At 71.6% G+C, this 23,996-nt stretch carries 24 protein-coding genes; 18 read left to right on the forward strand and 6 right to left on the reverse strand.

Going from position 1 to position 23,996, the window contains the following annotated elements; genetic code table 11:
• Position 1 precedes the first annotated feature (1 nt).
• On the reverse strand, positions 2-1,645 hold the full coding sequence (locus tag CFN78_RS02495) for an acyl-CoA carboxylase subunit beta (RefSeq protein ID WP_094860844.1): 1,644 nt from the start codon (positions 1,643-1,645) through the stop codon (positions 2-4).
• A 167-nt stretch (positions 1,646-1,812) separates the two neighbouring features.
• Here CFN78_RS02495 and CFN78_RS02500 point away from each other — a divergent pair, with 167 nt between their 5' ends.
• The 7 genes from CFN78_RS02500 to CFN78_RS02530 all read left to right on the forward strand — a co-directional run bounded on the left by CFN78_RS02500 (position 1,813) and on the right by CFN78_RS02530 (position 7,673).
• Positions 1,813-2,643, forward strand: a complete 831-nt coding sequence (locus CFN78_RS02500; RefSeq protein ID WP_094860845.1) for a biotin--[acetyl-CoA-carboxylase] ligase — start codon at positions 1,813-1,815, stop codon at positions 2,641-2,643.
• 118 nt (positions 2,644-2,761) lie between these two features.
• Positions 2,762-3,388 carry a PH domain-containing protein gene (locus CFN78_RS02505; protein ID WP_094860846.1) on the forward strand — a complete coding sequence of 209 codons (627 nt, stop codon included), beginning with the start codon at positions 2,762-2,764 and terminating at the stop codon, positions 3,386-3,388.
• Positions 3,389-3,393: 5 nt separating this feature from the next.
• Complete coding sequence (locus CFN78_RS02510) at positions 3,394-4,335, forward strand: hydroxymethylglutaryl-CoA lyase (protein ID WP_094860847.1); 942 nt, start codon at positions 3,394-3,396, stop codon at positions 4,333-4,335.
• Positions 4,336-4,494: 159 nt separating this feature from the next.
• Positions 4,495-4,989 carry a YbaB/EbfC family nucleoid-associated protein gene (locus CFN78_RS02515; protein WP_094861098.1) on the forward strand — a complete coding sequence of 165 codons (495 nt, stop codon included), beginning with the start codon at positions 4,495-4,497 and terminating at the stop codon, positions 4,987-4,989.
• Positions 4,986-5,306 carry a type VII secretion target gene (locus CFN78_RS02520; RefSeq protein WP_094860848.1) on the forward strand — a complete coding sequence of 107 codons (321 nt, stop codon included), beginning with the start codon at positions 4,986-4,988 and terminating at the stop codon, positions 5,304-5,306. Before CFN78_RS02515 ends, CFN78_RS02520 begins: the two co-directional genes overlap by 4 nt.
• Before the next feature lies 1 nt (position 5,307).
• Positions 5,308-7,404: a TNT domain-containing protein gene (locus CFN78_RS02525; protein WP_094860849.1), complete on the forward strand. Its 2,097-nt coding sequence runs from the start codon at positions 5,308-5,310 to the stop codon at positions 7,402-7,404.
• Positions 7,401-7,673, forward strand: coding sequence for a hypothetical protein (locus CFN78_RS02530; protein ID WP_094860850.1), 273 nt, complete (start codon positions 7,401-7,403; stop codon positions 7,671-7,673). Before CFN78_RS02525 ends, CFN78_RS02530 begins: the two co-directional genes overlap by 4 nt.
• A gap of 263 nt (positions 7,674-7,936) precedes the next feature.
• On the opposite strand, the gene hisN is transcribed toward CFN78_RS02530, so the two are convergent.
• Positions 7,937-8,722, reverse strand: a complete 786-nt coding sequence (gene hisN, locus CFN78_RS02535; protein ID WP_094860851.1) for a histidinol-phosphatase — start codon at positions 8,720-8,722, stop codon at positions 7,937-7,939.
• 48 nt (positions 8,723-8,770) lie between these two features.
• Here hisN and CFN78_RS02540 point away from each other — a divergent pair, with 48 nt between their 5' ends.
• A complete protein-coding gene (locus CFN78_RS02540; RefSeq protein WP_094860852.1) occupies positions 8,771-9,457 on the forward strand; it encodes a response regulator transcription factor in 687 nt (228 codons plus the stop codon).
• 4 nt (positions 9,458-9,461) lie between these two features.
• Positions 9,462-10,745 (forward strand): sensor histidine kinase, encoded by a 1,284-nt coding sequence (locus tag CFN78_RS02545; protein WP_094860853.1) that lies wholly within the window; start codon positions 9,462-9,464, stop codon positions 10,743-10,745.
• A gap of 13 nt (positions 10,746-10,758) precedes the next feature.
• Here CFN78_RS02545 and CFN78_RS02550 read toward each other — a convergent pair whose 3' ends face one another.
• Positions 10,759-11,268, reverse strand: coding sequence for a GtrA family protein (locus tag CFN78_RS02550; RefSeq protein WP_420807844.1), 510 nt, complete (start codon positions 11,266-11,268; stop codon positions 10,759-10,761).
• A 52-nt stretch (positions 11,269-11,320) separates the two neighbouring features.
• On the reverse strand, positions 11,321-13,705 hold the full coding sequence (locus CFN78_RS02555; RefSeq protein WP_094860855.1) for a sigma-70 family RNA polymerase sigma factor: 2,385 nt from the start codon (positions 13,703-13,705) through the stop codon (positions 11,321-11,323).
• Between the two features lie 259 nt (positions 13,706-13,964).
• Here CFN78_RS02555 and CFN78_RS02560 point away from each other — a divergent pair, with 259 nt between their 5' ends.
• From CFN78_RS02560 to CFN78_RS02585, 6 genes are all read left to right on the forward strand, one after another.
• Positions 13,965-14,828, forward strand: a complete 864-nt coding sequence (locus CFN78_RS02560; protein WP_094860856.1) for a GGDEF domain-containing protein — start codon at positions 13,965-13,967, stop codon at positions 14,826-14,828.
• 106 nt (positions 14,829-14,934) lie between these two features.
• Entirely contained in the window at positions 14,935-16,281 is a 1,347-nt protein-coding gene (locus CFN78_RS02565; protein ID WP_094860857.1) for a glycosyltransferase 87 family protein, read from the forward strand.
• Positions 16,256-17,443, forward strand: coding sequence for a glycosyltransferase 87 family protein (locus tag CFN78_RS02570; protein ID WP_240519220.1), 1,188 nt, complete (start codon positions 16,256-16,258; stop codon positions 17,441-17,443). Before CFN78_RS02565 ends, CFN78_RS02570 begins: the two co-directional genes overlap by 26 nt.
• 76 nt (positions 17,444-17,519) lie before the next feature.
• A complete protein-coding gene (locus CFN78_RS02575) occupies positions 17,520-18,704 on the forward strand; it encodes a 5-(carboxyamino)imidazole ribonucleotide synthase (RefSeq protein WP_094860858.1) in 1,185 nt (394 codons plus the stop codon).
• A gap of 39 nt (positions 18,705-18,743) precedes the next feature.
• Positions 18,744-19,247, forward strand: coding sequence for a 5-(carboxyamino)imidazole ribonucleotide mutase (gene purE, locus CFN78_RS02580; RefSeq protein WP_094860859.1), 504 nt, complete (start codon positions 18,744-18,746; stop codon positions 19,245-19,247).
• A gap of 109 nt (positions 19,248-19,356) precedes the next feature.
• Positions 19,357-20,523: an acyl-CoA dehydrogenase family protein gene (locus CFN78_RS02585; protein WP_205660399.1), complete on the forward strand. Its 1,167-nt coding sequence runs from the start codon at positions 19,357-19,359 to the stop codon at positions 20,521-20,523.
• Between the two features lie 96 nt (positions 20,524-20,619).
• Here the strand turns inward: CFN78_RS02585 and CFN78_RS29440 are convergent, their stop codons facing one another.
• The gene (locus CFN78_RS29440) at positions 20,620-21,012 is read right to left on the reverse strand and encodes a site-specific integrase (protein ID WP_094860860.1); all 393 of its coding nucleotides are present in this window, start codon (positions 21,010-21,012) and stop codon (positions 20,620-20,622) included.
• Between CFN78_RS29440 and CFN78_RS02595 the strand changes: the two genes are divergently transcribed.
• Positions 21,003-21,248 (forward strand): hypothetical protein, encoded by a 246-nt coding sequence (locus CFN78_RS02595; protein ID WP_133116275.1) that lies wholly within the window; start codon positions 21,003-21,005, stop codon positions 21,246-21,248. The two genes, CFN78_RS29440 and CFN78_RS02595, sit on opposite strands and share 10 nt — an antisense overlap.
• A gap of 67 nt (positions 21,249-21,315) precedes the next feature.
• Here the strand turns inward: CFN78_RS02595 and CFN78_RS02600 are convergent, their stop codons facing one another.
• Positions 21,316-22,050, reverse strand: a complete 735-nt coding sequence (locus tag CFN78_RS02600) for a BRO family protein (protein ID WP_133116276.1) — start codon at positions 22,048-22,050, stop codon at positions 21,316-21,318.
• A gap of 583 nt (positions 22,051-22,633) precedes the next feature.
• On the opposite strand from CFN78_RS02600, the gene CFN78_RS02605 reads away from it, so the two are divergent.
• Both CFN78_RS02605 and CFN78_RS02610 read left to right on the forward strand, forming a co-directional pair.
• Positions 22,634-23,197: a hypothetical protein gene (locus tag CFN78_RS02605; protein WP_133116277.1), complete on the forward strand. Its 564-nt coding sequence runs from the start codon at positions 22,634-22,636 to the stop codon at positions 23,195-23,197.
• A complete protein-coding gene (locus tag CFN78_RS02610; RefSeq protein WP_094860864.1) occupies positions 23,194-23,832 on the forward strand; it encodes a DUF3558 domain-containing protein in 639 nt (212 codons plus the stop codon). Before CFN78_RS02605 ends, CFN78_RS02610 begins: the two co-directional genes overlap by 4 nt.
• The last annotated feature ends 164 nt before the right edge of the window (positions 23,833-23,996 follow it).

The raw sequence follows: 23,996 nt of genomic DNA on the forward strand, positions 1-23,996 counted from the left end.
GTCACAGCGGAATGTTGCCGTGCTTCTTCGGCGGCAGCGTCTCGCGCTTGTCCCGCAGCAGCCGCAACGACCGTGCCACGTACCCGCGGGTGAACGAGGGCGGGATGACCGAGTCGACGTAACCGCGTTCGGCGGCTACGTACGGGTTGCACAGCGTGTCCTCGTACTCCTGGATGAGCTGTCCGCGCAGGCCGTCGACGTCGCCGCCGTCCTTGTCGGCCTCGTCCTTCAACGTCTTGCGGTGCACGATGTTCGCCGCGCCCTGTGCGCCCATCACGGCGATCTGCGCGGTCGGCCAGGCCAGGTTGACGTCCGCGCCGAGGTGCTTGGACCCCATCACGTCGTACGCCCCGCCGTAGGCCTTGCGGGTGATCACCGTGACCAGCGGGACGGTCGCCTCGGCGTAGGCGTAGATCAGTTTCGCGCCGCGCCGGATGATGCCGTTCCACTCCTGGTCGGTGCCCGGCAGGAAACCCGGGACGTCGACGAAGGTCAGCACCGGCACGTTGAACGCGTCGCAGGTACGGACGAAGCGGGCGGCCTTCTCCGAGGCGTCGATGTCCAGGCAGCCGGCGAACTGCGTCGGCTGGTTCGCCACGATGCCGACGCTGTGGCCCTCGATCCGGCCGAAGCCGACCACGATGTTCGGCGCGAACAGTTCGTGCACTTCGAGGAACTCGCCCTCGTCGAGTACCCGGGTGATCACCTCGTGGATGTCGTACGGCGTGTTCGGCGAGTCCGGGATGAGCGTGTCCAGCTCGCGGTCGTCCTCGGTGAGGTCGTCGGCGACGGACTCGCCCTCACCGGCCGGCGCGTCGAACACCGGCGTCTCCGACAGGTTGTTGGCGGGCAGGTAGGACAGCAGTTCCTTGACGTAGGAGATCGCGTCCTCCTCGTCCGAGCCGAGGTAGTGCGCGTTGCCGGACTTGGTGTTGTGCGTGCGGCCGCCACCGAGGTCCTCGAAGGTGACCTCCTCACCGGTGACGGTCTTGATCACGTCCGGGCCGGTGATGAACATGTGCGAGGTCTGATCGACCATCACCACGAAGTCGGTCAGCGCGGGCGAGTAGACGTGCCCGCCCGCGTTCGCGCCCATGATCAGCGAAATCTGCGGGACGACGCCCGAGGCGCGGACGTTGCGGGTGAAGATCTCGCCGTACAGGCCGAGCGAGACCACGCCCTCCTGGATGCGCGCGCCGCCGCCCTCGTTGATGCCGACGATCGGGCGGCCGGTCCTGATCGCCAGGTCCATCACCTTGACGATCTTCTCGCCGTACACCTCGCCGAGTGATCCGCCGAAGACGGTGACGTCCTGGCTGAACACGCACACCGGGCGGCCGTCGATCGTGCCGTAGCCGGTGACCACGCCGTCGCCGTAGGGCCGGTTCTTCTCCTGGCCGAAGTTCGTCGAACGGTGCCTGGCCAGCTCGTCGAGCTCGACGAAGGAGCCGGGGTCGAGCAGCATGTCGATGCGTTCCCGCGCCGTCTGCTTGCCCTTGGCGTGCTGACGTTCCACGGCCCGCTCGGAACCGGCGTGCACGGCCTCCTCGTTGCGCCGGTACAGATCGGCGAGCTTCCCGGCGGTCGTGTGGATGTCGGGCGTCTCGTCCGACGTCGCGCCGATCGGCTCCGTCGCAGAACTCATGCACGTCCTCGCTTCGTTCCGGCTCGTTTCGTTCCGGCGGCGCCTGGCTCCGTTCGCCACCGCTCCTGGCTGGGCAGCTTAACCACCGCGGGCCCGGTGCGCGTGTGGCGTCGGCAACGTCACCGCCACCCGCCGGAGGGTCCGGCGGGGCGTCCTAAGCTGGCCGGGTGACTTCCCCGAAACCGCTGGACGCGGGCTCGTTGCGCGGTGAGCTGCTGGCCCCGGTCGGGCCGTACGCCGCGCTCGACGTCGTCGCCAGCACCGGTTCCACCAACGCCGACCTGCGCGCCGCCGTCGCCGAGGGCGCGGCCGACCGGACGGTGCTGCTGGCCGAGGAGCAGACGGCCGGGGTGGGCAGGCGTTCCCGCGACTGGCACTCGCCGAAGGGGGCGGGCATCTACGTCAGCGTGCTGCTCCGTCCGCACGGCGTGCCCTTCTCCGCGCTCGGTTCGCTGGCCATCGTCGCCGGGCTGGCCCTGATGGACGTCACCGGGGCCATCGGCGTGGACGCCGCGCTCAAGTGGCCCAACGACGTGCTCGCGGGACCCGATCGGGCGAAATGCGCGGGGATCCTGGCGGAGGCGGCCTCCTCGGACGAGGCGGCCGTGGTGCTGGGTATCGGGCTGAACGTGGCGCGCCCGCGCGTACCGGTGCCCGCCGGCGCGGGCGGCCTGCCCGCGACCTCGCTGGCCGAACTCGGCGCCCGCACCACCGACCGGACCGAGATCGCGATGCTGCTGCTGGCCGCGTTCGCCGACCGGGAGAGCCACTGGCGCGACGCGGGCGGTGACCTCACCGAGTCGGGGCAACTCGCCGACTTCCGCGCGCACTGCGCGACGATCGGGCAGACGGTCAAGGTGCTGCTGCCGGACGGCCGGACCGCGGGCGGTGTCGCCGCCGACATCGACGAGGGCGGTCACCTGCTGCTCGACCAGGGACACGGCGGCAGGCGGACGATCTTCGCGGGCGACGTCGTGCACCTGCGCCCGGCGACCTGAGACAGCCGTACCGGACGGCACGCCGGGCTCGGTACCGATTGCCGTGTCAGCGTCCCCGCCGGCCCCGTTCGCCGGTACGGTGAGCGGACCAGCGGGGTCGAGTGAGGGAGCGGTAGCAGTGGCGTATCCGGAGGACCTGCTCAGCGAGGGTGAGTACGTCGTCGTTCACAAGCATCCGCACTTCAAGATGCTGGTCGTACCGATCGTGATCCTCCTGGTGACCCTCGGACTCGGCATCTGGCTGGGCATCCTGGCGCAGGACGTCGCGCCGCCGTGGGACCTGGTGTCGCTGATCGCGATCGGCGTGGTCGGCCTGGTGCTGATCATCTGGCTGTTCATCGTGCCGTTCATGCGCTGGCGCACCACGCACTTCATCGTCACCAGTGACCGGGTGATCGCCCGTGAGGGCGTCATCAAGCGCACCGGTATCGACATCCCGATGTCGCGCATCAACAGCGTCCAGTTCGAGCACGGGCTGCTCGACCGGGTCTTCGGCTGCGGCACGCTGCTGATCGAGTCGGCTTCCGACGAACCGCTCAAGTTCGACGACATCCCCAAGGTGGAGCAGGTGCACACGCACATCTACCGCGAGGTCAACGACAACCCGTACGACGACTACGCCGCCCAGCAGCACCAGGCGCACGGGCAGCAGTACGGACAGCAGTACGGACAGCCGCCGCAGGGCCAGCTGTACCCGCCGCAGGGCCCGCCGCCGGCCCGCCAGCCGCGCGGGCGGCGGCGCTGAACCCGGTGGGCGTGCGAGAACTCGGCCTGCCCGCGCGGGCGGCCTCGGCCGGGCTGCCGGAGCGGGTGACGATCTGGGAGGTCGGCCCGCGCGACGGCCTGCAGAACGAGAAGGCCGTCGTGCCGCTCGAGGTCAAGCTGGAGTTCCTGGACCGGCTGGCCGGGGCCGGACTGACCACGCTGGAGGCGACCAGCTTCGTGCACCCGAAATGGGTGCCACAGCTCGCCGACGCCGCGGATCTCCTCGCCGGGCTCGTACCGCGCGACGGCGTCCGCTATCCGGTCCTGGTGCCGAACGCGCGCGGTCTCGACCGGGCGCTGGAGTCCGGTGTCGGGGACATCGCCGTCTTCGCCAGCGCCACGGAATCCTTCGCCCGGCGCAATCTCAACTCGACCGTCGACGAGCAGTTCGCCATGTTCGAACCGGTGGTGACGCGGGCGCGTGCCGCCGGGATGCGGGTGCGCGGCTACCTGTCGATGTGTTTCGGCGACACCTGGGAGGGGCCGGTCCCGGTCGAGCAGGTCGCCGCCGTGGGCAGGCGGCTGTTCGAGCTCGGCTGTGAGCAGCTCTCCCTCGGCGACACCATCGGCGTGGCCACGCCCGGCCAGGTGGAGGAGCTGATCGACGCCTACGCCGCCGCCGGCATCGGGGTGGACGCGCTGGCCGTGCACTTCCACGACACCTACGGGCAGGCCCTGTCCAACACGCTCGCCGCACTCCGCCGTGGCGTGTCCACTGTGGACTCCTCGGCCGGTGGACTCGGCGGCTGCCCGTACGCCGGGTCGGCCACCGGCAACCTCGCCACCGAGGACCTGGTCTGGATGCTCGACGGGCTCGGCATCGCCCACGGCGCCGATCTGGACGCGCTGGTGGCCACCAGCGTCTGGATGGCGGGCAAGCTGGGCAGGCCCAGTCAGTCGCGGGTCGTACAGGCGCTCTCCGGCTGAGGTCCGGGCCCGTTCGGTTCCCGCACTGTCCGGGTTCCGACGAAAGGTGGGTCGTCACCCGGGAGAATGGAACCGGATCGGCTTCCGGACCGTCCAACATGAGACCTGGCATCATGCCCGTGCCGACTAGCAGCGGAGGTGGCCGTGGTGGCCGACCACGTGGCTGACCACCGAGCGCAGGTGGACGAGCTGCTCGCCGACTACCGGCGCAGCCGTGACCAGCTCGCCGAGGTCCACCGGGAACTCGGCGCCATCAGCGCGTCCGTCGCCAACGCGGACGGCACGGTCACCGCGACGGTCGGCGCGCGCGGCACCCTCACCGGACTGACCATCACCGACGAGGCCTACCAGCGGTTCCGTCCTGCCGAACTGGCGGCCGAGATCGTCCGGATCGCCGGAGCGGCCACGGTGAAGGCGCTCGCCGGGGCGGGCGAGGTGCTCGCTCCCGCGTTGCCCGCGGGCACCGACCCGCAGGCCCTGCTGCTCGGGACCGCGGACCTCACCGCCGCCGAGGTCTCCGCCGATGTCCCCGCCGCCGGTCCTCGGCCGCGTGACGAGGACGTCTCCGCGGACGACTTCGCCGCCCGGGCGGAGGAGGACAGTTTCGAGGACCAGAACTGGGTGACCCGGACGCAGGGACCGGACCCGCGGTGAGCGGCGGCTTCGAGGTCGACGCGGAACGTCTGGGGGACAAGGCGTCGGAGTTCGGCGGACTCGCCGAGCGGGCCGAGCGGATCACCGCCGCGCTGCGGACCGCGCTGGCGGGTTCGGGCGCGCCGTGGGGTGACGACACCGTCGGCCGTAGTTTCGCCGCCGTCCACGAGGGTCCCGCAGCGGAGACGGCCGGCCGGTGCGCCGGTCTCGGGGCAGGTCTGGACGGCCTCGGCGACGCGCTCACCGCCGCCGCGGCGCGCTATGCCGACGGCGATTCCGCGGCCGCCCGGCGGCTCGGTCCGGACGCCGGGAGCTGACATGGGCATCGAGCTGCCCGCCGAGCTGGCGGAGGTCGCCGAGCGCACCGGCGTGTCCTGGCCACGGGCGGACGAGGACGCGATGCGCGCGCAGGCGACCGCGTGGCGCGAGGCGTCCGGCGGGCTCAGTGCGCTCGCCGGCGAGGCGGATGCTGTTGCGGGGCAAGCTATCGCGGCGATGGACGGCCCCGCCGCCGAGGCGGCGCGCACCCGCGCGGCCGCCCTGGTTGACCCGTCCTCGGGGGACCTGAGTGTCGCCGCGCACGACGCGGGCACGGCGGCCGACCGGCTCGAACACGCGGCCGGGGAGATCGGCGCGGCGAAGGTGGAACTGGTCCGCGGGCTCGTCGACGCCGCGAGGAACCAGGACGCCGCGCGGGCCGTCGCCGATGCCGGGCACCCGGCGGCGCTGCTGGGGCTGGACACCGCGCTCTCCGGTACCGCGGCGAACCTGGGTGCCGTCAGCGAGGGGCTGGCCGCCGCGGTCGGGCCCGGTGGCGCGTCCGGCCCGCCCGCGCTGCCCGTCGTCGAGGCCAATCCCGGCACGCACGGCAGCACGGGCCAGTCCGGGCTGATCGGCGCGGTTACCGGCCTGCCCGCGGCGACCGTCGAAGCCGGGTTGTCCATCGCCGAGGGGGCCGCCGGGGCGCCGTCCACTGTTCTCGGTTCCACCGGTCTTGGTTCCACTGTGGAGGGTGACGCCGGGATCGTCGAGGCGCCCGGTGTCCCGTCGCTGCCGGGGCAGGCACCCGAGCATCCGATCGGCGACCTCGGGGACGAAGCGGAAACCGCCGTCCCACCGGGCGGGGCACCGTCTGCTGGGGTGCCCTCCGTTGTGGACCGGGTGCTTCCGGCGGACGGCACGCCGCCGCTCGGGTTCCCCGTTCCCGCGGCCGCGGATCAGGGCACCGGGCCGATCGCGCTCGGGCCGGCCGGTGCGCCGACGAGTTACCGGGGACTGCTGGCGGGCAACGGTTTCGACGACGCGCCCACCCCCGCCGCGGGCGTCCCGCTCAGTCCGTACCCCGGCCAGACCACGGCGGCCGGTTTCTCCGACGCTCCGGCGCCCGGCGCGGCACCGGCCGTCCCGCCCGCGGCGAACCCTGTTGCGGGGCAAGGGTTGCCGGGTTCCCCGGTGGCGCAGGCGCCCTTCGCGCAGGCCCCGGTGGCGCAGGCGCCGTTCGGTCAGGCACCGTTCGGCTCGGCCCCGCCCGCTCCTCCCGGCAGCCCGGCCGTTCCCGCCCCCGGCGGCGGGCACGGCGGAGGCGCCGGGGGCGGGCCCGGTGGGCCACCCCCGCCGCGGCAGCACGGGGCCGCGCCGCGCTGGTCGCCCTACCTGGACGCCGGACCGAACGTCCCCGCGCCGCCGCCGCAGCCCGCACGGCAGGAACGGGCCGGGGCCGTGGCGCTGTTCCTGGTGCACATGTTCCCGATCGGCCACATGCCGGTCGCCGCGGACCGCCCGGTGCGCCAGCTCCCGCCACCGGCCGAGGAGATCGACTTCGCCGCCGGACTGCGCTTCCCGCCGCACGACCATCCCGCCTCGGCATCGATCGATCCTGGCGCCGCCCTCGCCGCCATCGTCGCCGGGGTACGGCAGCCGCCGCCTCCGCCCGCGGCGGTGCTGCCCCGGCCGCCCGCCGAACTCGCGCAGGGACACGATCCGCTGGGCGGCATGCACGAACGCGACTGGGAACGCCGCTACCTCGTCCGGTCGGCGGCCGGGCGGCAGGAGTACGCGTGGCCGCCCGGCGAGCTGTATCCGGAGGGCGGCCAGGAGGCGGGTGAGCCGGTGCTGCTCACCGAAGGGACTCCGCTGGACCGGTTCGGCGACGCGGGCGGGCGGGTGTTCGCCGCCGCGGGCACCCCGTTCGCGCTGCGCGCCCTGCCGTCCACGCACCTGGACTCCGGCTACCGCCGGTACCGCGTGCTGCGGGAGCTGCCGATGTGGCGATCCGTCTCGGCGGGCTGGTTCGCGCAGCCCGGCGGTGGCCTCCGTTATCGCGCGATCTATTCGGCGGCGGAGCTGGTGAATCTCGGCTACCTGGCCGACACGACGTTCCGGCAACTCGACCGGCAGGAGGCCGACGCAGGATGAACACCGAGTCGATCGTGCGCTGGCTGGAGGCGCTGGGGGTGCCGCGCGAAGTGGTGTCCGTGGGCGTCGAGGCGGACAACACCTGGTGCCTGCTGCGCGTCGACGATCCCGTCGAGGACGGCGGGCCGACGTGGGAGGTCTTCTGGCGGGAACAGGGCAGCCGCTACGACTGGGCGCGCTTCACCAACGAGCAGGTGGCCTGCCACTACCTGTTCGGCAGGCTCGCCTGGTCCCAGGTCGCCCGCGGCGCCGTGGGCGTCCTGCCCTGACCCACCCCGGAGCCCGCCGTGTCGGGCGCTCCGGCATGCCGTGTCGGGCTTTTGCGCATGCCGTGTCAGGCGCTTCGACATGCCGTGTCAGGCAACAGGGCGCGCTGTTCACGGTCAAAGATGCCCAGGCGCCCGACACGGCATGCCCAGGGGCGCGACACGGGGTGCCGAGGGGCGCGACACGGGGTGCCGAGGGGCGCGACACGGGGTGCCGAGGGGCGCGACACGGGGTGCCGAGGGGCGCGACACGGGTGGGGTTGGGGTCAGGGGGTGGTGAGGGCGGCGAGGGTGGCGTCGTGGAGCAGGCCGTTCGTCGAGAGGGCGGACCCGCCGTCGAAGCGGGCCACCCCGCCGAGGTCGGTGAACCGCCCGCCCGCCTCGGTGACCAGGATCTGCACGGCGGCGACATCCCACGGGTTGACGATCGCCTCGGCGGCGAGGTCGATCGCGCCCTCCGCCACCAGGCAGTGCGACCAGAAGTCGCCGAACGCCCGGTTCTCCCAGCAGGCGTCGACCAGGCGCAGGTACGCCTCGCGGGAGTGGTACTCCACCCAGGTACCGAGATGAGTGGTGGACAGGTAGGCATCGCCCAGCGCGGACACCCGGGAGACGCCGATGCGACGTTCGCCGGAAGCGTCCCGCAGCCACGCGCCGGCCCCCGCGCTCGCCCACCAGCGACGTCCGAGTGCCGGTGCGCTGACCATCCCGGCCACCGGCACCCCGTCTTCGACCAGCGCGATCAACGTGGCCCATACCGGCAGCCCGCGCAGGAAGTTCTTGGTGCCGTCAATGGGATCGAGCACCCACGCCCGGCCCGAGGAACCGGCCGTCCCGCCACGTTCCTCGCCCGCGACGGCGTCACCGGGACGCTCCCGCGCGAGGATCGCGCGCACGGCGTCCTCGACGGCGGTGTCGGCGTCGGTGACCGGGGTCCGGTCGGGTTTGCTCGTGACGACGAGGTCGCGGGCGCCCGCGCGTGCGGTGGTGATGGCGTCGGCGGCGTCGGCCAGCCGGACGGCCAGGGTCAGGTCATCGGTGTACCGGGACACGAACCCGATCGTTTCACGCGGCCTCGCCGTAGAGTTGTCGAGGTGAGCATGGTTCTACTGGCCGAGGACGACCCGGCGATCGCCGATCCGCTGTCCCGCGCGCTGAAGCGGGAGGGGTACGAGGTCGACGTCGTGGCCGACGGGCCCGCGGTGCTGGAGGTGACCCGGGACCGTCGCGTCGATCTCCTCGTGCTCGACCTGGGGCTGCCCGGCATGGACGGGCTGGAGGTGTGCCGCAGGCTGCGCACCAGCGGGACCGAGCTGCCGGTGCTGATGCTGACCGCGCGTACCGACGAGGTCGACTTCGTCGTCGGGCTGGACGCCGGTGCCGACGACTACGTGGCGAAACCGTTCCGGCTGGCCGAACTCCTGGCCCGGATCCGCGCGCTGCTGCGCAGGCGCTCGCCCGAGGTGCTCGACTGCGGTGGCGTCCGGATGGATCTCGGCGCGCGCCTGGTGACGATCGACGGTGGCGAGGTCGGCCTGGCGAACAAGGAGTTCGAGCTGCTGCGGGTGCTGATGAGCCGGGCCGGCCAGGTCGTCAGCCGGGACGAGATCCTCGCCGAGGTGTGGAACGACCTGGAGTCGAAGACCTCCAAGACGCTCGACATGCACATGTCCTGGCTGCGCCGGAAGCTGGCGATCGCGTCCGGCGAGAAGCCGGGCCGTGCCGTGGACGCCGAGCGCCGCATCGCGACCGTCCGCGGCGTCGGCTTCCGCTTCAACGCCGAGTAGCGCCGTGCGCCGTCGCATCCTGCTCGCGATCCTGCTCGCCGTCGCCGTCACCGGTGCCGCACTGGGCATCCCGCTGGGCATCACCGCCTGGCAGCTCGTCGACAACCTGACCCGGGAGGACCTGGCCTCCCGGGCCCAGCAGATCGCCGCGACGCTGGACAACGAACTCGCCAACGCCCGCCCGCTCGACCTGCGAGAGGTCAGCGTGGCGGTGCCCGCGGACGGCAGGCTGACCGTGCGCCAGCCGGAACAGCCCGATCTGGGTTACGGCGCCGTCGGACCGGGCGAGATCGTCTTCGAGACCGTGCCGATCGCCCGGCAGGGGACGGTGGAGCTGGCCATTCCGGCGGGCCCGCTGCGGACCCGGCAGACGCAGGCGACGCTGGCCGTGGTGCTGCTCGTGGTGATCTCCGTCGGTATCGGCACGGTGGTGGCGACGGTGACCGCCCGGCGGCTGGCGAAACCGCTGCGGCATGTCGCCGAACGGGCGGCGAAACTCGGCGGCGGCGATTTCCGGCCGGACGACAAGCGTTACGGGGTCGGCGAACTCGACATGGTCGCCGAGGCCCTGGACGCCTCCGGGATGGCGCTCGCCCAGCTCGTGCAACGGGAACGCCAGCTCGTCGGCGACGTCTCCCACCAGCTCCGCAGCAGGCTGACGGCGCTGCAACTCCGACTGGAGTCGCTGACCGCGTACCAGGACACCGAGGTCGCCGACGAGGCCAAGGCCGCGCAGGAGCAGGCCGACCGGCTGGCCGAGGCGCTCGACGAACTACTCGCCGCCGCCCGCGCCGCGAGCGAGGTCTCGGCGGAACCGCTGGATCTGGCGGAGACGTTGCCGCAGGCGACCGAGGAGTGGCGGCAACTGCTGCGGTCGCAGAACCGCCACCTCCGGCTGCGCGCACCGGAGGGGATGATGGCGCGGGCGACGCCCGGCCGGTTCCGCGAGGTGATCGGCGTGCTGCTGGACAACGCCGTCCGGCACGGCGCGGGAACCGTCTACCTGACCGCCCGGCGCGGCGACACCGACGGCACGGTGGTCGTGGACGTGACCGACGGCGGCACCGGCGTGCTCGACGAACTCGCCCCGCACGTGTTCGAACGCGGCTTCTCCGGCGGCGGATCGACCGGTGTCGGCCTGGCACTCGCCCGTGCGCTGGTGGAGGCGGACGGTGGGCGGCTGGAGCTGTCGAGCAAGCGCCCGGCGACCTTCAGCATCTTCCTGCGGGTCCCCCGGCCGGTGGACGTCGCGGGCGTGAGCTGGCCGTCCGACCGCAGACCGCGCTGAGGCCGCCGGCGAGTCAGCCGCGGACTTCCTCGGCGCGGTGACCGTCGAGCTCGTCCGGGAAGACCCACTTCTTGAACGCCCAGTAGCGGAACGCGGTCGCCAGCAACATGCCGATCACCGAACCGAAGCCGAAGTCGGCGAGCTCCTGGGTGAGCCGGCTGACGTCGGGTACCCGCAGGTCGAGTACGTAGCGGGAGAAGGCGAACGTGGCCAGGTTGATCAGCAGCGCCAGGCCGCTGAAGATGAAGAACAGCGCCGCCTCGTGCGAGCGCTCGCGGCCGCCCCGGGTGCGGAAGGACCACTCGCGGTTCAGCACGTAGTTGCAGATCATCGCGACGATGATGCCCATCGCCTTCGCCGTTGTCGGCTTGTCCTCCAGGACGGTCAGCTTGAGCAGATACCAGACGCCGTTGTCGATGACGAAGGTGGTCGCGCCGACGATCGCGAACTTCAGCAGCTCGCGGTGCTTGATCAGCGCGCCGCGCATCGGTTCGGGCACGCGCGAGAGAACGTTGTCGACCATCGCCACGGCCGCAGTCTACGTAGCGCCCGGCGAACCCGGTCACTCGCCGTTGCTAGAAGCGTTTCGGTCCGCCGGTGACGGCGGGGCTCGCCGGGCTCGGCGGGACGCCGTCCGGAAGCTCCGGGCCCGACTCTCCGGGGCTCGATTCCCCGGGATCCGATTCTTCCGGGTCCAGCCCCGTGGACTGCTCCTCGCCGGGCTCCCCGGCCGGTTCCGAGGCCGGTTCGGACGGAGTCTCCGACGTCCCCGAGGGGGTGTCGGGCGTGCTCGGCAGCGAGGGGATCGAGGTGACGCCCGGCAGATCGGGTATCTCCGGCAGGTCCGGCACCTCGGGAAGCTCCGGCCAGTCCGGGAACGGCCAGAACGGCCAGAACGCCGTCGCCGAGGCCCGCGCCTGCCCGAGGGTCGCGGTGACGGTGACCTGCCGCGGCCGGTCGTCCCCGAACCCCGGGAACTCAGGCAGGTCCGCGACATCCGGGAAGTCGTCCTGCGGCAGACCGCCCCGGCGGAACTGGAGCTGGTCGGTCTCCTCGGGCTCCATCGCCTCCTCGCTGGTGCAGGTGGTGCGGTCCGTGCCGACCTCACAGGAGAACCCGCCGGTCGCCGAAGGCCGCGCGACCCCGTTCACGATCACGGTCACCGGCAGCGTCGAACCGCCGGTGTTCGTCACGTCGACCTTCAACCGCGAGCCGTACCAGGGGATCGGCCAGCCGGGGCGGACGTCGGCGTCCACCTCGACCCCGTCCTGCGGCTCGGGCGGGGACACCTGCACGTCGACGTTCACATTGACCTGGACCGAGGTTCCCGCCGAGATCGAGCCGGTGACCGTTCCCGGTTGCGCGTCCTCGCCGGCCGTCAAGCGGAACAGCAGCACGACGCTCTGCCCGGGTTCCAGCCCGGCCGGACTGGAACAGGTGGCCGTGGGGCCCTCACTCGCCGGGCAGGGGACCGTCGCGGCGGTCCCGGCCTGCGCGCGCACCGGGACGCCCGCCCTGGCGAACCCGCCGCTCGTGCCGCCGCCACCGGCCGGGCCCGCCACCGACACCCCGGGGGGCAGGTTCAGCGTCGCGGCGACCGATTCGGAGGGTGCGCCGCCGTCGTTGCGGACGGTGATAGGCAGGTCGACGGTGTCGCCGGGGGTCAGCGTGACGCCGGACTGCGGGCCCTGCGCGAACAGCTTCGCCGGTGCGGGCTGGGGTGCGGGCGGCGGTGGCGGCTGCGGCGCAGGAGGCGGCGCGGGAGCGGGCGCCGGAGGCACCACCGGTGGAGCTTCCGGAGCGGGTGGGGGCGGGGACGGCGGCGCGGGCGGCACCACCGGGGTCTGCGGCGCGGGCGGTTGCTGCGCGGGCGGCGGCGCGGGAGCCGGTGCCTCCGGGGCCGGCTGCGCGGGGGCCTCGGCGGCGGGCTGCACCGCGGCCGGGATCTGCTGCCCACCACCACCGGCGGCGAGACCGACGGCCACGGCCGCCGCCATGGCGGCACCGGACGCGGCGACACCGAGGAACTGGCGTGGACCGGCGGCCGCGGCGCCGGCGGCGGCACCCCCGCCGCCCGAGGAGGCGCCGGCGGTCGCGGCGGCTCCGGCGCCGACGGCCGCGGCACCCGCGCCCGCCGCGGACGCCTTCGTCGCACCGGCGGCGGCGAGGTAGGCGAAGACCGCCCCGCCCAGCACGATCGGGGCGACGACGGCACGCAGGCCACCGTTCACATCGGCCAGCTCCAGTGCCAGTGCCCGGCAGTGTCCGCACTCGTCGAGGTGGGTCTCCACCTGGGCGCGTTCCCGTTTGGACAGTCCGTCGCGGGTCCAGGCGCCCAGCTTCTCGGCGGTGGCACGGCACCGTTCCGCCGACGTCTCCGCGAGGTGCACCTGCAGGTACGCCTGGCGCAGGCCCTCCCGCGCCCGGTAGGCGAGGGCGGAGACACCGTTGGCCGTCAGCCCGAGGATCGGCGCGACCTGCGCGGGCGTCTGCTGCTCGATCTCGGTGTGCCAGAGCACGGCCTGCCAGCGTTCCGGCAGCCGGGCGAACGCCTTCGCGGCCATCGTCCGTTCCAGGCCCGCCACCGCCGTGTCCGAGAACGGGACGGTCAGCGCGTCCCGCGCAGGGCCGTTCACCTCGGTCATGTCCTCGTTGAGGTCGACCCTGCGGTCCTTGCGCGTCTTGTCGTATGCGGTGTGCCGCAGGGCGGTGAGCAGGTACGCGCGGAAGGCACTGTCCGGTCCCTTGCCCGCGCGGAGCGTGTCGAGGACCTTCGCGAAGGCCTCGGACACCAGGTCGTCCGCCTCGGTCGCCGAGCGGGCGAGCTGGCGGGCCAGGTTGTACGCCGAACCGACGTGCCGTTCGTACAGGGTGCCGTAGGAGGCGATACGGCCGCTGCGCACCGACTCGATCAGCTCGGCATCGCTCACGGCGTCCTGTTCCGCGGGAACGGTCGACACGGGTTTCCTCCTGGATCGGGAAGCGACGGCCCTCCCGCCGTCATCTGCCCTGACTTCGCGCAGCGCTCAGTGTGACGGACGGGGTGACCATCGTCATCTCGCGGCGTCCCGGATGACCCGGAGAGCCCAACTAGTTCACCCGTGGCGGGTGAGCCCGCGGGCAGGTGTTGACGGCGGGTGCCGGTGCACCATCGCGTCACGAACACCGGGTCGCCGCGTCTTCACGATGAGAAGTGATCCGGGCGGAGAGGCGGTTGGTGTGGAGGTACCTGCTATCGGTGCGCCGGCCGGGCCGGGTGACGTCCGGGCACTGGGGCGAGCGGCGGAGAAGGCCGGGCTCGATCGGGTGTCGCGGGCGCTGCGGGCCCGGTGGCGCACGGCCAGCCTGGCTTCCGGCTGGCGGTTCCCGAGCGACTGGTCGCTGCCCGAGGTGGACGCGGTCTGCGGGGCGGTGGCCGCCGGACGGTGCGCCGAGGCCGCCATCGGCGCCCTCGCCGGTGCCCGCGCCGCGGCGGGCGCCGGGCTGGCGGAGACCCTCGGCGACCTCGCCGCCCTGCACGCCGTGCTCGACGACGAGGGGGCGTCCGACGGGTTCGTCGCGCCGGACGTCGACGCGACCCCGTCCCGGCTGCTGCGGATCAGCGCGATCGGCTGGGCGGAGGTCGCGCTGGAGCAGCTCGGGCACGCCGGGGTCACCGAGCCGCTGACCGGCCTGCCGACGCCCGCGTACCTGCGGACCCGGCTGGCCGAGCTGTACCGCGCGGCCGAACGGGAGGGGCGGACGGCCGCGGAGAACCACACCCTGCTCGTGGTGGCCGTCGACTTCGCCGACGCCGCGGGCTGGGCGCGACTGACCGGAATGATCCTGGTCGCCGACACGCTCCAGCGGATCTTCGACGGCGGGGAGACGCTGGTGGCGCTCGGCCCGTCCACCGGGGCGGTGCTGGTGCCGCGGGACTCGTCGCTGGCGGGCCGGGCGCTGGCGCTGCGGCGGGAACTCGCCGAACGGCTCACCCGGGACGAGCAACTCCACGAGCTGGGTATCCCGGCGATCTCGCTGGCCCGGCTTCCCGGAACGTACGCGGGTGCCTGCGCGCTCGTCGCGGATCTGGGCCGCCGCTGAGGCCCGTGCCGAAACCGGCGACCACCGGCGAGGCAGCCGGGTGCGCCGAGAGGGTGACGCGGGGGCGTGCGCGGGGCCGACCGGGGACCCGTGATTTCCTGGTCGGGTGACCACGCCCGTCCCGGCCGCGCCACGCGGTCAGTCCCTCGCGTTGCGGACTTCCCTGCGCAGGCTCGCCGTGCGCCCGAGGTCGCTGGCGTTGCTGCTGGCCGTGCCGGTGCTGGCGGTGCTGGCGGGCATCGTCGGCTGGCTGCTCGACCTGCGGTTCGGCGTCGACAGCGCCGTCTACCGGGCCGGGGCGGTGACCCTGCTGCAGGGCGAGCCGCTGTACGCGGCGAACACGCTGGCCGCCGAACCGTGGTGGGCACTGCTGCCGTTCACCTACCCGCCGACGGCGGCGCTGCTGTTCACCCCGCTGGCCGTGCTGCCCATCCAGGTCGCCTGGGGCGTGCTGGTCGCCGTGTCGATCCTCTCGCTCGCGCTGGTCGTCCGTGTGACGATCGGCGCCCTTCCCGCCGCCGCCCTGCCCGCCGTCTCGGCCGGGGGCACCCGCTGGTGGTCCTCGCCCGCCCGCGCCACGCTGATCTTCACCCTGCTGTTCCTGCTGCTGGAACCCGTCTGGCGGACGATCTTCCTCGGTCAGATCAATCTGATTCTGATGGCGTTGGTCGTGGTGGATGTGCTGGTGGTGTGTGCGCCGGGGCGGTCGTCGCGGTGGGGTGGGGTGTTGGTGGGTGTGGCGGCGGCGGTGAAGTTGACGCCGTTGATTTTCGTGGCGCATCTGTTGTTCACGGGCCGGTGGCGGGATGCGTTGCGGGCGTTGGGGACGTTCGTTGCCTTGCAGGGCCTGATGTTCGTCATCGTGCCCGGCGACGCCGCGCGGTACTGGACGCACACGCTGCCCGACACCGGCCGGATCGGGCCGGTGCACTGGGCGGGCAACCAGTCGCTCACCGGCCTGCTGAACCGTCTCACCGATCTGGCGCCGTGGGCGTCGAACGCCGCCATCGGCCTCGGGCTGCTGCTCGGGTTGCCCGCGCTGTGGGCGGTGATCCGCTTCCACCGCAAGGGACAGGAGCTGGCGGCGCTGCTGGTGAGCGCGTTCTACATGCTGCTGCTCTCGCCGATCTCCTGGTCGCACCACTGGGTGTGGGCGGTACCGCTGATCGTGCTGCTGGTGTCGCGGTTGCCGAGGACCTCGCCGAGGGCGGCCTGGCGTCGCTGGACGGCCGCGGTCGCCGTGGTGGCCGTGTTCGCCAGCGGCGTCCTGCTGATCATGCCGAACGGGCGCGACATCGAACTGCACTGGCGGTTCTGGGAGTTCGTGATCGGCAGCGCGTACATCCTGGTCCCGGTGACGCTGATCGCCGTGCTGGCCGTGCGTTCACTGCTGCGCCGTCGCCGGACGGACACCGAGGCCGGGCCGCGTGCCGACGCCACCGCTGCCCGTTAGGTACCGCGCGCTGCCGGTCGCCGTACCGGTGGTGGCGCTGCTGGTGCTCGGCACGATCGCCTGGGCCGCGGCCTGGCGGATCGGCGCGGACAGTGCCGTCTACCGCGCGGGCGCGCTGACCCTGCTGCGCGGCGAACCCCTCTACGACCTGGAGCCACTGGCCACGCTGCCCGACTGGGTGCGGCTGCCGTTCACCTACCCGCCGGCCGCGGCTCTGCTGTTCGTGCCGCTGGCGGCGGTGCCCGAGGGGCTGGCCTGGGGAGTGCTCGGTGCGGTGTCGGTGCTGGCGCTCGCGGTGACGATCCGCGTCTGCGCGCGTGACTCGTGCCGCTGGTCGCGCTGGGGCGTGGTGGCCGCGCTGACGGTCGCGGCGCTCGCCCTGGAACCGGTGTGGAAAACGCTGTTCCTCGGTCAGATCAATCTGATTCTGATGGCGTTGGTCGTGGTGGATGTGCTGGTGGTGTGTGCGCCGGGGCGGTCGTCGCGGTGGGGTGGGGTGTTGGTGGGTGTGGCGGCGGCGGTGAAGTTGACGCCGTTGATTTTCGTGGCGCATCTGTTGTTCACGGGCCGGTGGCGGGATGCGTTGCGGGGGTTGGGGACGTTCGTTGCCTTGCAGGGCCTGATGTTCGCGCTCATCCCCGGCGACGTGGCGAAGTACTGGACCCAGGCGGTGTCCGACCCGGAGCGGGTCGGTTCGGTGCACTGGATCTTCAACCAGTCGCTCAACGGCCTGCTCGCCAGGCTCTCCGGCGGCGCTTCCTGGGCGGGACCGGCCGCGATCGGGATCGGTGCCGCGTTGGCCGTGCCCGCGGTGTGGCTGGTGGTGCGGCTGTACCGGCGGGGCGAGGCGCTCCCCGCACTGCTGGTCACCGCCGCGTACGGGCTGCTGCTCTCGCCGGTCTCCTGGTCGCACCACTGGGTGTGGGCGGTGCCGCTGGCGGTGTGGCTGCTGGGGCTCGGCCGCTATCGGCTCGCCGTGGCCGTGACGGCGTTCTTCCTGATCGCGGTGATCATGTTCGTGCCCAACGGCGCGGAGGCCGAGTTCGACTGGGGGCCGATCGCGTTCACCCTCGGCAATGCCTACGTGCTCGCCGCGGCCGGCGTGCTGCTCGCCGCCGCCGTCCGGGAACGCCTCCGCCTGTCTGCCGGCGCTCCCCGCTAGGAGGGCGAGTGGTGCAGGTCTCGCCGGGCCGACCCTCGACGGCGTCGCCGCCGGCCCCGATTACGCTCTGACCACTATGGATACTCGTACCGGGCTCCCCGTCGTCGGCATGGTCGGTGGCGGCCAGCTCGCCAGGATGACGCACCAGGCGGCCATTTCCCTCGGTCAGTCGTTGCGCGTGCTGGCCGCGGGTGAGAACGAGTCGGCGGGCCTGGTCGCGGGCGAGGTGGTGTACGGCAGGCACACCGACCTGGCCGCGTTGCGCTCCTTCGCCACCGGCGTCGACGTACTGACCTTCGACCACGAGCACGTACCGGGCGAGCACCTGCGCGCGCTGGAGGCCGACGGTGTCCACGTCCGGCCCGGCGCGCACGCCCTGCTGCACGCCCAGGACAAGCTGGTGATGCGGGAGAAACTGGCCGGAATGGGGATTCCCGGGCCACCGTTCGCCGCCGCCGGCACGGTGGACGAGGTCGTGACCTTCGGCGCCGAGCACGGCTGGCCGGTGGTGCTGAAGGCGGCTCGCGGCGGTTACGACGGCAAGGGCGTCTGGATGCTCGACGACGCGGACGCCGCCCGTGCCCAGGTGCCGGCACTTCTCGACGCGGGCACACCGCTGCTCGTCGAGCAGCGCGTCGCGATGTCGCGGGAGCTGTCGGCACTGGTGGCGCGCTCCCCGTTCGGGCAGGGCGCGGCCTGGCCGGTGGTGGAGACGGTGCAGTCCGGCGGCATCAACACCGAGGTGCTCGCCCCCGCGCCTGGCCTGGACGAGGACCTGCGCAGGCAGGCCCAGGACATCGCGCTGCGGGTCGCGGCGGAGCTGGGCGTGGTCGGGGTGCTCGCCGTGGAGCTGTTCGAGACCGGCGACGGGCTGCTGGTCAACGAGCTGGCCATGCGCCCGCACAACTCCGGGCACTGGACCATGGACGGCGCGCGCACCTCGCAGTTCGAGCAGCACCTGCGGGCCGTGCTCGACTATCCGCTCGGCGCGATCGACCCGCTGGCCCCCGCCTGCGTGATGACGAACGTGCTTGGCGCGCCCGAACCGCCCGCCATGCGCCCGGACGAGCGGCTGCACCACCTGTTCGCCCGGTACCCCGCGGCGCGCGTCCACCTCTACGGCAAGGGGGAACGGCCGGGGCGCAAGCTCGGCCACGTCAACCTGCTCGGCGAGGACATGGCGACGCTGCGCGAGCAGGGGCGGCTCGCGGCGCACTGGCTCTCGCACGCCGTCTGGCTCGACGGCTACTCGATCCACTGACGGATCCACTGGTCAACGGGAATCTGAGGAAGGAACGCGATGACGGATCGGCCGCGGGTCGGCGTGATCATGGGCAGCGACTCGGACTGGCCGGTGCTGGAGGCCGCGGGCACGGCGCTGGACGAGTTCGCGGTGCCGTACGAGGTGGGCGTCTACTCGGCGCACCGCACACCGCAGCGGATGCTCGACTACGCGACGTCCGCGGCGGGCCGGGGCATCCGCGTCATCATCGCCGGGGCGGGTGGCGCCGCGCACCTGCCGGGCATGGTCGCCTCGGCGACGGTGCTGCCGGTGATCGGCGTGCCGGTGCCGTTGAAGTACCTGGACGGGCTCGACTCGCTGCTGTCGATCGTGCAGATGCCGGCCGGGGTTCCGGTGGCCACGGTGTCCGTCGGCGGTGCGCGCAACGCGGGCCTGCTCGCGGTGCGCGTGCTGGCCGCCTCGGATCCGGAGCTGGCGGACCGGATGTCGCGGTTCCAGGCCGAACTGGAGCAGCTCGTGCTGGGTAAGGACGCCGCACTGCGGGAGCGGACCGGCCACTGAGGCGGGCGTGGCACCGATGCGGGCACCCGGTGCGGGCAAGGACACACCGACACCGGAGTGAACGGGCGCTAACATGGCGGTTCGACCGTGACGTGGCGCGAGAAAGGTGATGCACGTGAGTGACGCCGGGCTGTACCAGCTTGCCGAGGAGCACGAGGGGCTGCGGGCAGCCGTGCGCGCGCTCGCGGAGAAGGAGATCGCACCGTTCGCCGCCGAGGTCGACGAGCAGGAGCGGTACCCGGCCGAGGCGTTGAAGGCTCTGGTCAAGGCCGGTTTTCACGCGGTGCACATCCCGGAGGAGTACGAAGGCCAGGGCGCCGACGCCATCGCGGCGTGCGTGGTGATCGAGGAGGTCGCCAGGGTCGACGCCTCCGCCTCACTCATCCCGGCCGTGAACAAGCTCGGTACCCAGCCGATCATCCTGTCCGGTGGCGACGCGGTGAAGAAGCTGGTGCTGCCCTCGATCGCGTCCGGGGACGCCTCCGCCTCCTACGCGCTGTCCGAGCGCGAGGCGGGCAGCGACACCGCGTCGATGCGCACCCGGGCGAAGCTCGACGGGGACCACTGGGTGCTCAACGGCACCAAGTGCTGGATCACCAACGCCGGTGAGTCCTCCTGGTACACGGTCATGGCCGTCAGCGATCCGAACGCGGAGAAGAAGGCCAACGGCATCTCGGCGTTCGCCGTACACGCCGACGACGACGGATTCTCCGTCGGGCCCAAGGAACGCAAGCTCGGCATCAAGGGTTCGCCGACGCGCGAGATCTACTTCGAGAACTGCACCATTCCCGCCGACCGCATCATCGGTGAGCCCGGCACCGGCCTGAAGACGGCGCTGAAGACGCTCGACCACACCCGCCCCACCATCGGCGCGCAGGCGCTCGGCATCGCGCAGGGCGCGCTGGACGCGTCGATCGGGTACGTCAAGGAGCGCAAGCAGTTCGGCAAGACCATCGGCGAGTTCCAGGGCGTGCAGTTCATGCTCGCCGACATGGGCACGAAGATCGAGGCGGCCCGGCACCTGGTGTACGCCTCGGCGGCGGCCTCGGAGCGCGGCGACAAGCGCGCGGGCTTCATCGCCTCGGCGGCGAAGTCGTACGCCTCCGACATCGCCATGGAGGTCACCACCGACGCCGTGCAGCTCTTCGGCGGCGCAGGCTACACCCGCGACTTCCCGGTCGAGCGGATGATGCGCGACGCCAAGATCACCCAGATCTACGAGGGCACCAACCAGATCCAGCGCATGGTGATGGCCCGCGCTCTGCTCAAGGGGTAGCTTTCCGCAGGTTACCGCGTTCTGAGGTTCGCTTCACGCTTACTCCTTCGGTTTGCTGGCGTTGATCGTTACGGCCGCTGTTCCGTCCATGTTCCGTCAACCGACGGCGCGAGGCCGGAACAAGCGGGCGTCCATCGCGTGACGGGCACGGTCGTACGAGTCGGGCATGAGGTGCGAGTACACCTTCAGCGTGAAGGCGGCGTCCTGGTGTCCGAGGAAGACCGACAGATCCTTGACCGACACACCATCGGCGAGCATCACCGACGCGTAGAAGTGCCGGAGCTGGTGTGTGCCCTCCTTGCGCGTCGTCACGTAGCGGCGCCGGCCGCGGGAGTCCGCGACCGGTTCCGGGATGACCTTCGCTGCGACGAGCGACGGCTTCCACACGGTCTCGGAGTACGCTCGCGCCTTGAGATGCCCGCCGTCGCGCCATCGGAACAGGAGTCGGTGCGTGCGCAGCTCGCCGTCGGGTTTCTCCCATGGCAGCACACACCCAGCACCCCGCACCGGTGAGCGTCTGGCAGCGCTACCGCAAGGCGTTCGCCGCCCTGATCGGCGCCGCCACCCCGGCCGGCCTCGTCGGCGTCCTGGCCCTCGTCGGCGTCGACATCACCCCCGAGCTCGCGGCATGGCTGATCGGCATCGGCGCCGCCATCATCGCCCCGGTCGCTGTAGCGGGTGCGCCCGCCAACCTCGGCCCGCACGAAACGGCCACTGATCGGTAGAGCTCGTCGATGTAGATGTCGGGCCCGCCCTCCAATTGGAGGGCGGGCCCGACATCTACGTCAGTACCTACTTCACTCTTGCCATCGCCGCACTGGCCTCATCCAACGCCCACCGCGGGTAACACCCCACCTGCCCATACAACTGATGCTGCGATTGACTCGGGGTGACGCCGTTCTCTCGACATACACGCGTGGCCTCACGACCCAGGCGCTTGACGAACTCCAGCGAGGTGTTGAGGCCGACGTACTTCGCGTATGCGAGCGCAGCGAACCAGTCGTGTTGGCCCTCGATGCTGTCCAAGCGTGCTTCCGTAACGTCAAGGCGATCCCGCTGCCTCTCGACCTCCACTTCGATCTGGCCAACGCGCTTGATCGTCTCGATCTGCTGCTGAGCCCACGCCGGCAGCTCGCTGTGCTCGTGCTCAGATACCTCGGCCTCTCGTGTGCGGACGGCGAAGTATGTCTGTGCCGCTGCGATCTCCGTCTTGCGTGGATCCCCGTTCAGGGCGATGAGGTAACACGCGTGGCGCTCCAGTCGAAGGTCGCACGCAGGGCGACCCCCGCCGGGCTTTTTGCCGGCGTCGGCAAAAAGCCTGCTCAGGTCTGCGTCGGCGAGAAACGCAGCGGCCTTTGCTCGCTCGATCGCGTCGGTGAAGCGCCTCCAACTGTCGTACCCGAGCAGCGGCATCAGTTCTCGCGCCAACCAGAATTCGCCGTTGCTATCGACGTGGCGAATGGTGTCAAAGGGTGATCTTTGGTCCCCACCTTGGCGTACTTGGGGCCGCTTGCTAGGGTTGGTCATATCGAGATTCTCCTAGTGTTCTCGATCAAGCCCCCAGACGTTCCCGCGTCGTGGGGGCTCACTTATGGGTGCCGGGAGAGTCCCTCGCCGGTGTCCAGAGACTACATCTTGGGGTCGACGTTCGCACATGCCCCAATATGCTGGCGTGTCCGGTTGCCCGAAGCACACACTCGCCGTGACCTCCCCAACATGGGTTAGAGCGGCTGGTGCCGCCTCGGTGAGCCAGTCACCGGTCACCCCGGGCGAGTCGATTCGGCAGTCGGCCGCGGCGAGCCGACGGTACTCGCGGGCGCACCCGCGAACCTTCAGCCGAAGACGGAAGTCCTCGACAGCGAGTTCCACCCCGACGGTGACGGCGAGGCTCCGCCGCTGGCCCACTGATCGACCGGTGACTACTCCCGCCGGTCACCCTGGCCCCCGCGCTCCCTGTCTCCGGATTGGTTGAGTGCGGGGGCTTCTCTCGTGTCCGAGCACCTTCGCGATGTGGCTGCGAGTGCTCGACCGGTCGCGATACGGTATGGCCTATCCGAGATTGTCGGGAAGGGGGCTTATGGCGGGCCAGGGGGACGAGTACCTGCGATCCGTGCTTGGCGATCTGCCTGCACCATCGGATACGCAGCAGGTGACCGGTGGCGGGGTGGGGCCAGGCGCTGTTCCGGGTGCTGCTCATGATGTTGAGGCCGAGGTCAAGCGGACCCGGGAAGAGGTGCAAGGCCAGCACGGCCCTTGGTCGACAAGTGCGACTGACTCCGGGCTGGGTTCCGGAATCAACAAGGTCTTGACCACAGGTGACACAAAGGGCGGCCAGTTCGTCTTCGATGCCGAGCAGATCACGGCCAAGCTCGCCGAGTGGGAGAAGATCAAGGGCGACATCGACACGAATGTGGCGCGATTGCGGGAGGCCGCACGGTTGTGTGAACCGCCATCGCATGATCCACCGGCTGTCGGCCAGGCCGAGGCGACGCGGAGATCGATGCTCGTGGGGGTAGACCATGCCCAGTCGATGGCCGATTACGCGCAAGCGTTCATCGATTCGCTACGAATGGCCAGGGATGGCTACGTTGCGCGCGAGGAAACGAATACGGACGCAATGGGTAAGACCGGTGTCGAGGAAGACGGCGGCAGCACAGGAATCTACGGCGGGTGAAGGTGAGCAGAGCAGCGATCGTGTTGGTGGGTTCGATCCTCGGCGGGCTCGTGCTCGCCGGGTGCGGATCTACCCCTGGGCAGGCCGTGTTGCCACCACAGGAGGCCTCTTCGTCGGGCGCGGAGAGCAGCAGCCCTGCCCCAGGTCAGATCACCGGAGATCCGGCACCAAAGGTGGCGACACCACTGGACCCGGCCAAGTTTCTGGCGGATCCGTGCGCGGTGCTCACCCCGGAGCAGTTGCAGCGCTTCGTGATTACGAAACCACCTCGGCCGAAGGGTGTGAGTGGTTCCGGCAACCCGGGTTGTCAGTGGACAGCCGGGCGGGACTACGAAGACGCGACGATCGGTATCAACTTCGACCAGTCGACCGGCGACGGTCTCCAACGCCTCTACGACCTGGACGCGTCCGGCCAGTGGAAGGACGGCTACTTCGAGCCCATGGAACTTGGCGGGTATCCTGCGGCGTTCGTCTCGATCGATGACGCCCGTCCAACCGGCGACTGTGACCTGGCAGTGGCGATAACGGATCAACTGGTATTCGTCGCAGGCGTGATCGGCCGTCCGGGTACAGATGGGTGCAAGGCCGCCCTGAACACCGCTGAGGCGTACCTGGAGACGATCAAGGCCGGTTGACCTCGGACATGTCATGATTCGCGTCGTGGAACTCTCCGCACCTCGTTGCGGTGGCCATGTTCCGGTAGGTAGTACGGCAGTGCGCGCAGGTGCGCAGTTTGACCAAGATGCCCGGCCATGATCGCCGGTCGTCGTCGGTGGCTCTCGGGTAGGTGTGCATCGCA

The sequence above is a fragment of the Amycolatopsis antarctica genome (assembly GCF_002262875.1).
GTDB lineage: Bacteria > Actinomycetota > Actinomycetes > Mycobacteriales > Pseudonocardiaceae > Amycolatopsis > Amycolatopsis antarctica.

Excerpts from the sequence above, each read along its gene's own strand:
- CFN78_RS02495 (WP_094860844.1), bottom strand. The coding sequence starts at position 1,645 with ATGAGTTCTGCGACGGAGCCGATCGGCGCGACGTCGGACGAGACGCCC.
- CFN78_RS02525 (WP_094860849.1), top strand. The coding sequence starts at position 5,308 with ATGGGCATCGAGCTGCCCGCCGAGCTGGCGGAGGTCGCCGAGCGCACC.
- CFN78_RS02530 (WP_094860850.1), top strand. The coding sequence starts at position 7,401 with ATGAACACCGAGTCGATCGTGCGCTGGCTGGAGGCGCTGGGGGTGCCG.
- CFN78_RS02540 (WP_094860852.1), top strand. The coding sequence starts at position 8,771 with ATGGTTCTACTGGCCGAGGACGACCCGGCGATCGCCGATCCGCTGTCC.
- CFN78_RS02550 (WP_420807844.1), bottom strand. The coding sequence starts at position 11,268 with ATGGTCGACAACGTTCTCTCGCGCGTGCCCGAACCGATGCGCGGCGCG.
- CFN78_RS02575 (WP_094860858.1), top strand. The coding sequence starts at position 17,520 with ATGGATACTCGTACCGGGCTCCCCGTCGTCGGCATGGTCGGTGGCGGC.
- purE (WP_094860859.1), top strand. The coding sequence starts at position 18,744 with ATGACGGATCGGCCGCGGGTCGGCGTGATCATGGGCAGCGACTCGGAC.
- CFN78_RS02585 (WP_205660399.1), top strand. The coding sequence starts at position 19,357 with ATGCACGTGAGTGACGCCGGGCTGTACCAGCTTGCCGAGGAGCACGAG.
- CFN78_RS02595 (WP_133116275.1), top strand. The coding sequence starts at position 21,003 with ATGGCAGCACACACCCAGCACCCCGCACCGGTGAGCGTCTGGCAGCGC.
- CFN78_RS02600 (WP_133116276.1), bottom strand. The coding sequence starts at position 22,050 with ATGACCAACCCTAGCAAGCGGCCCCAAGTACGCCAAGGTGGGGACCAA.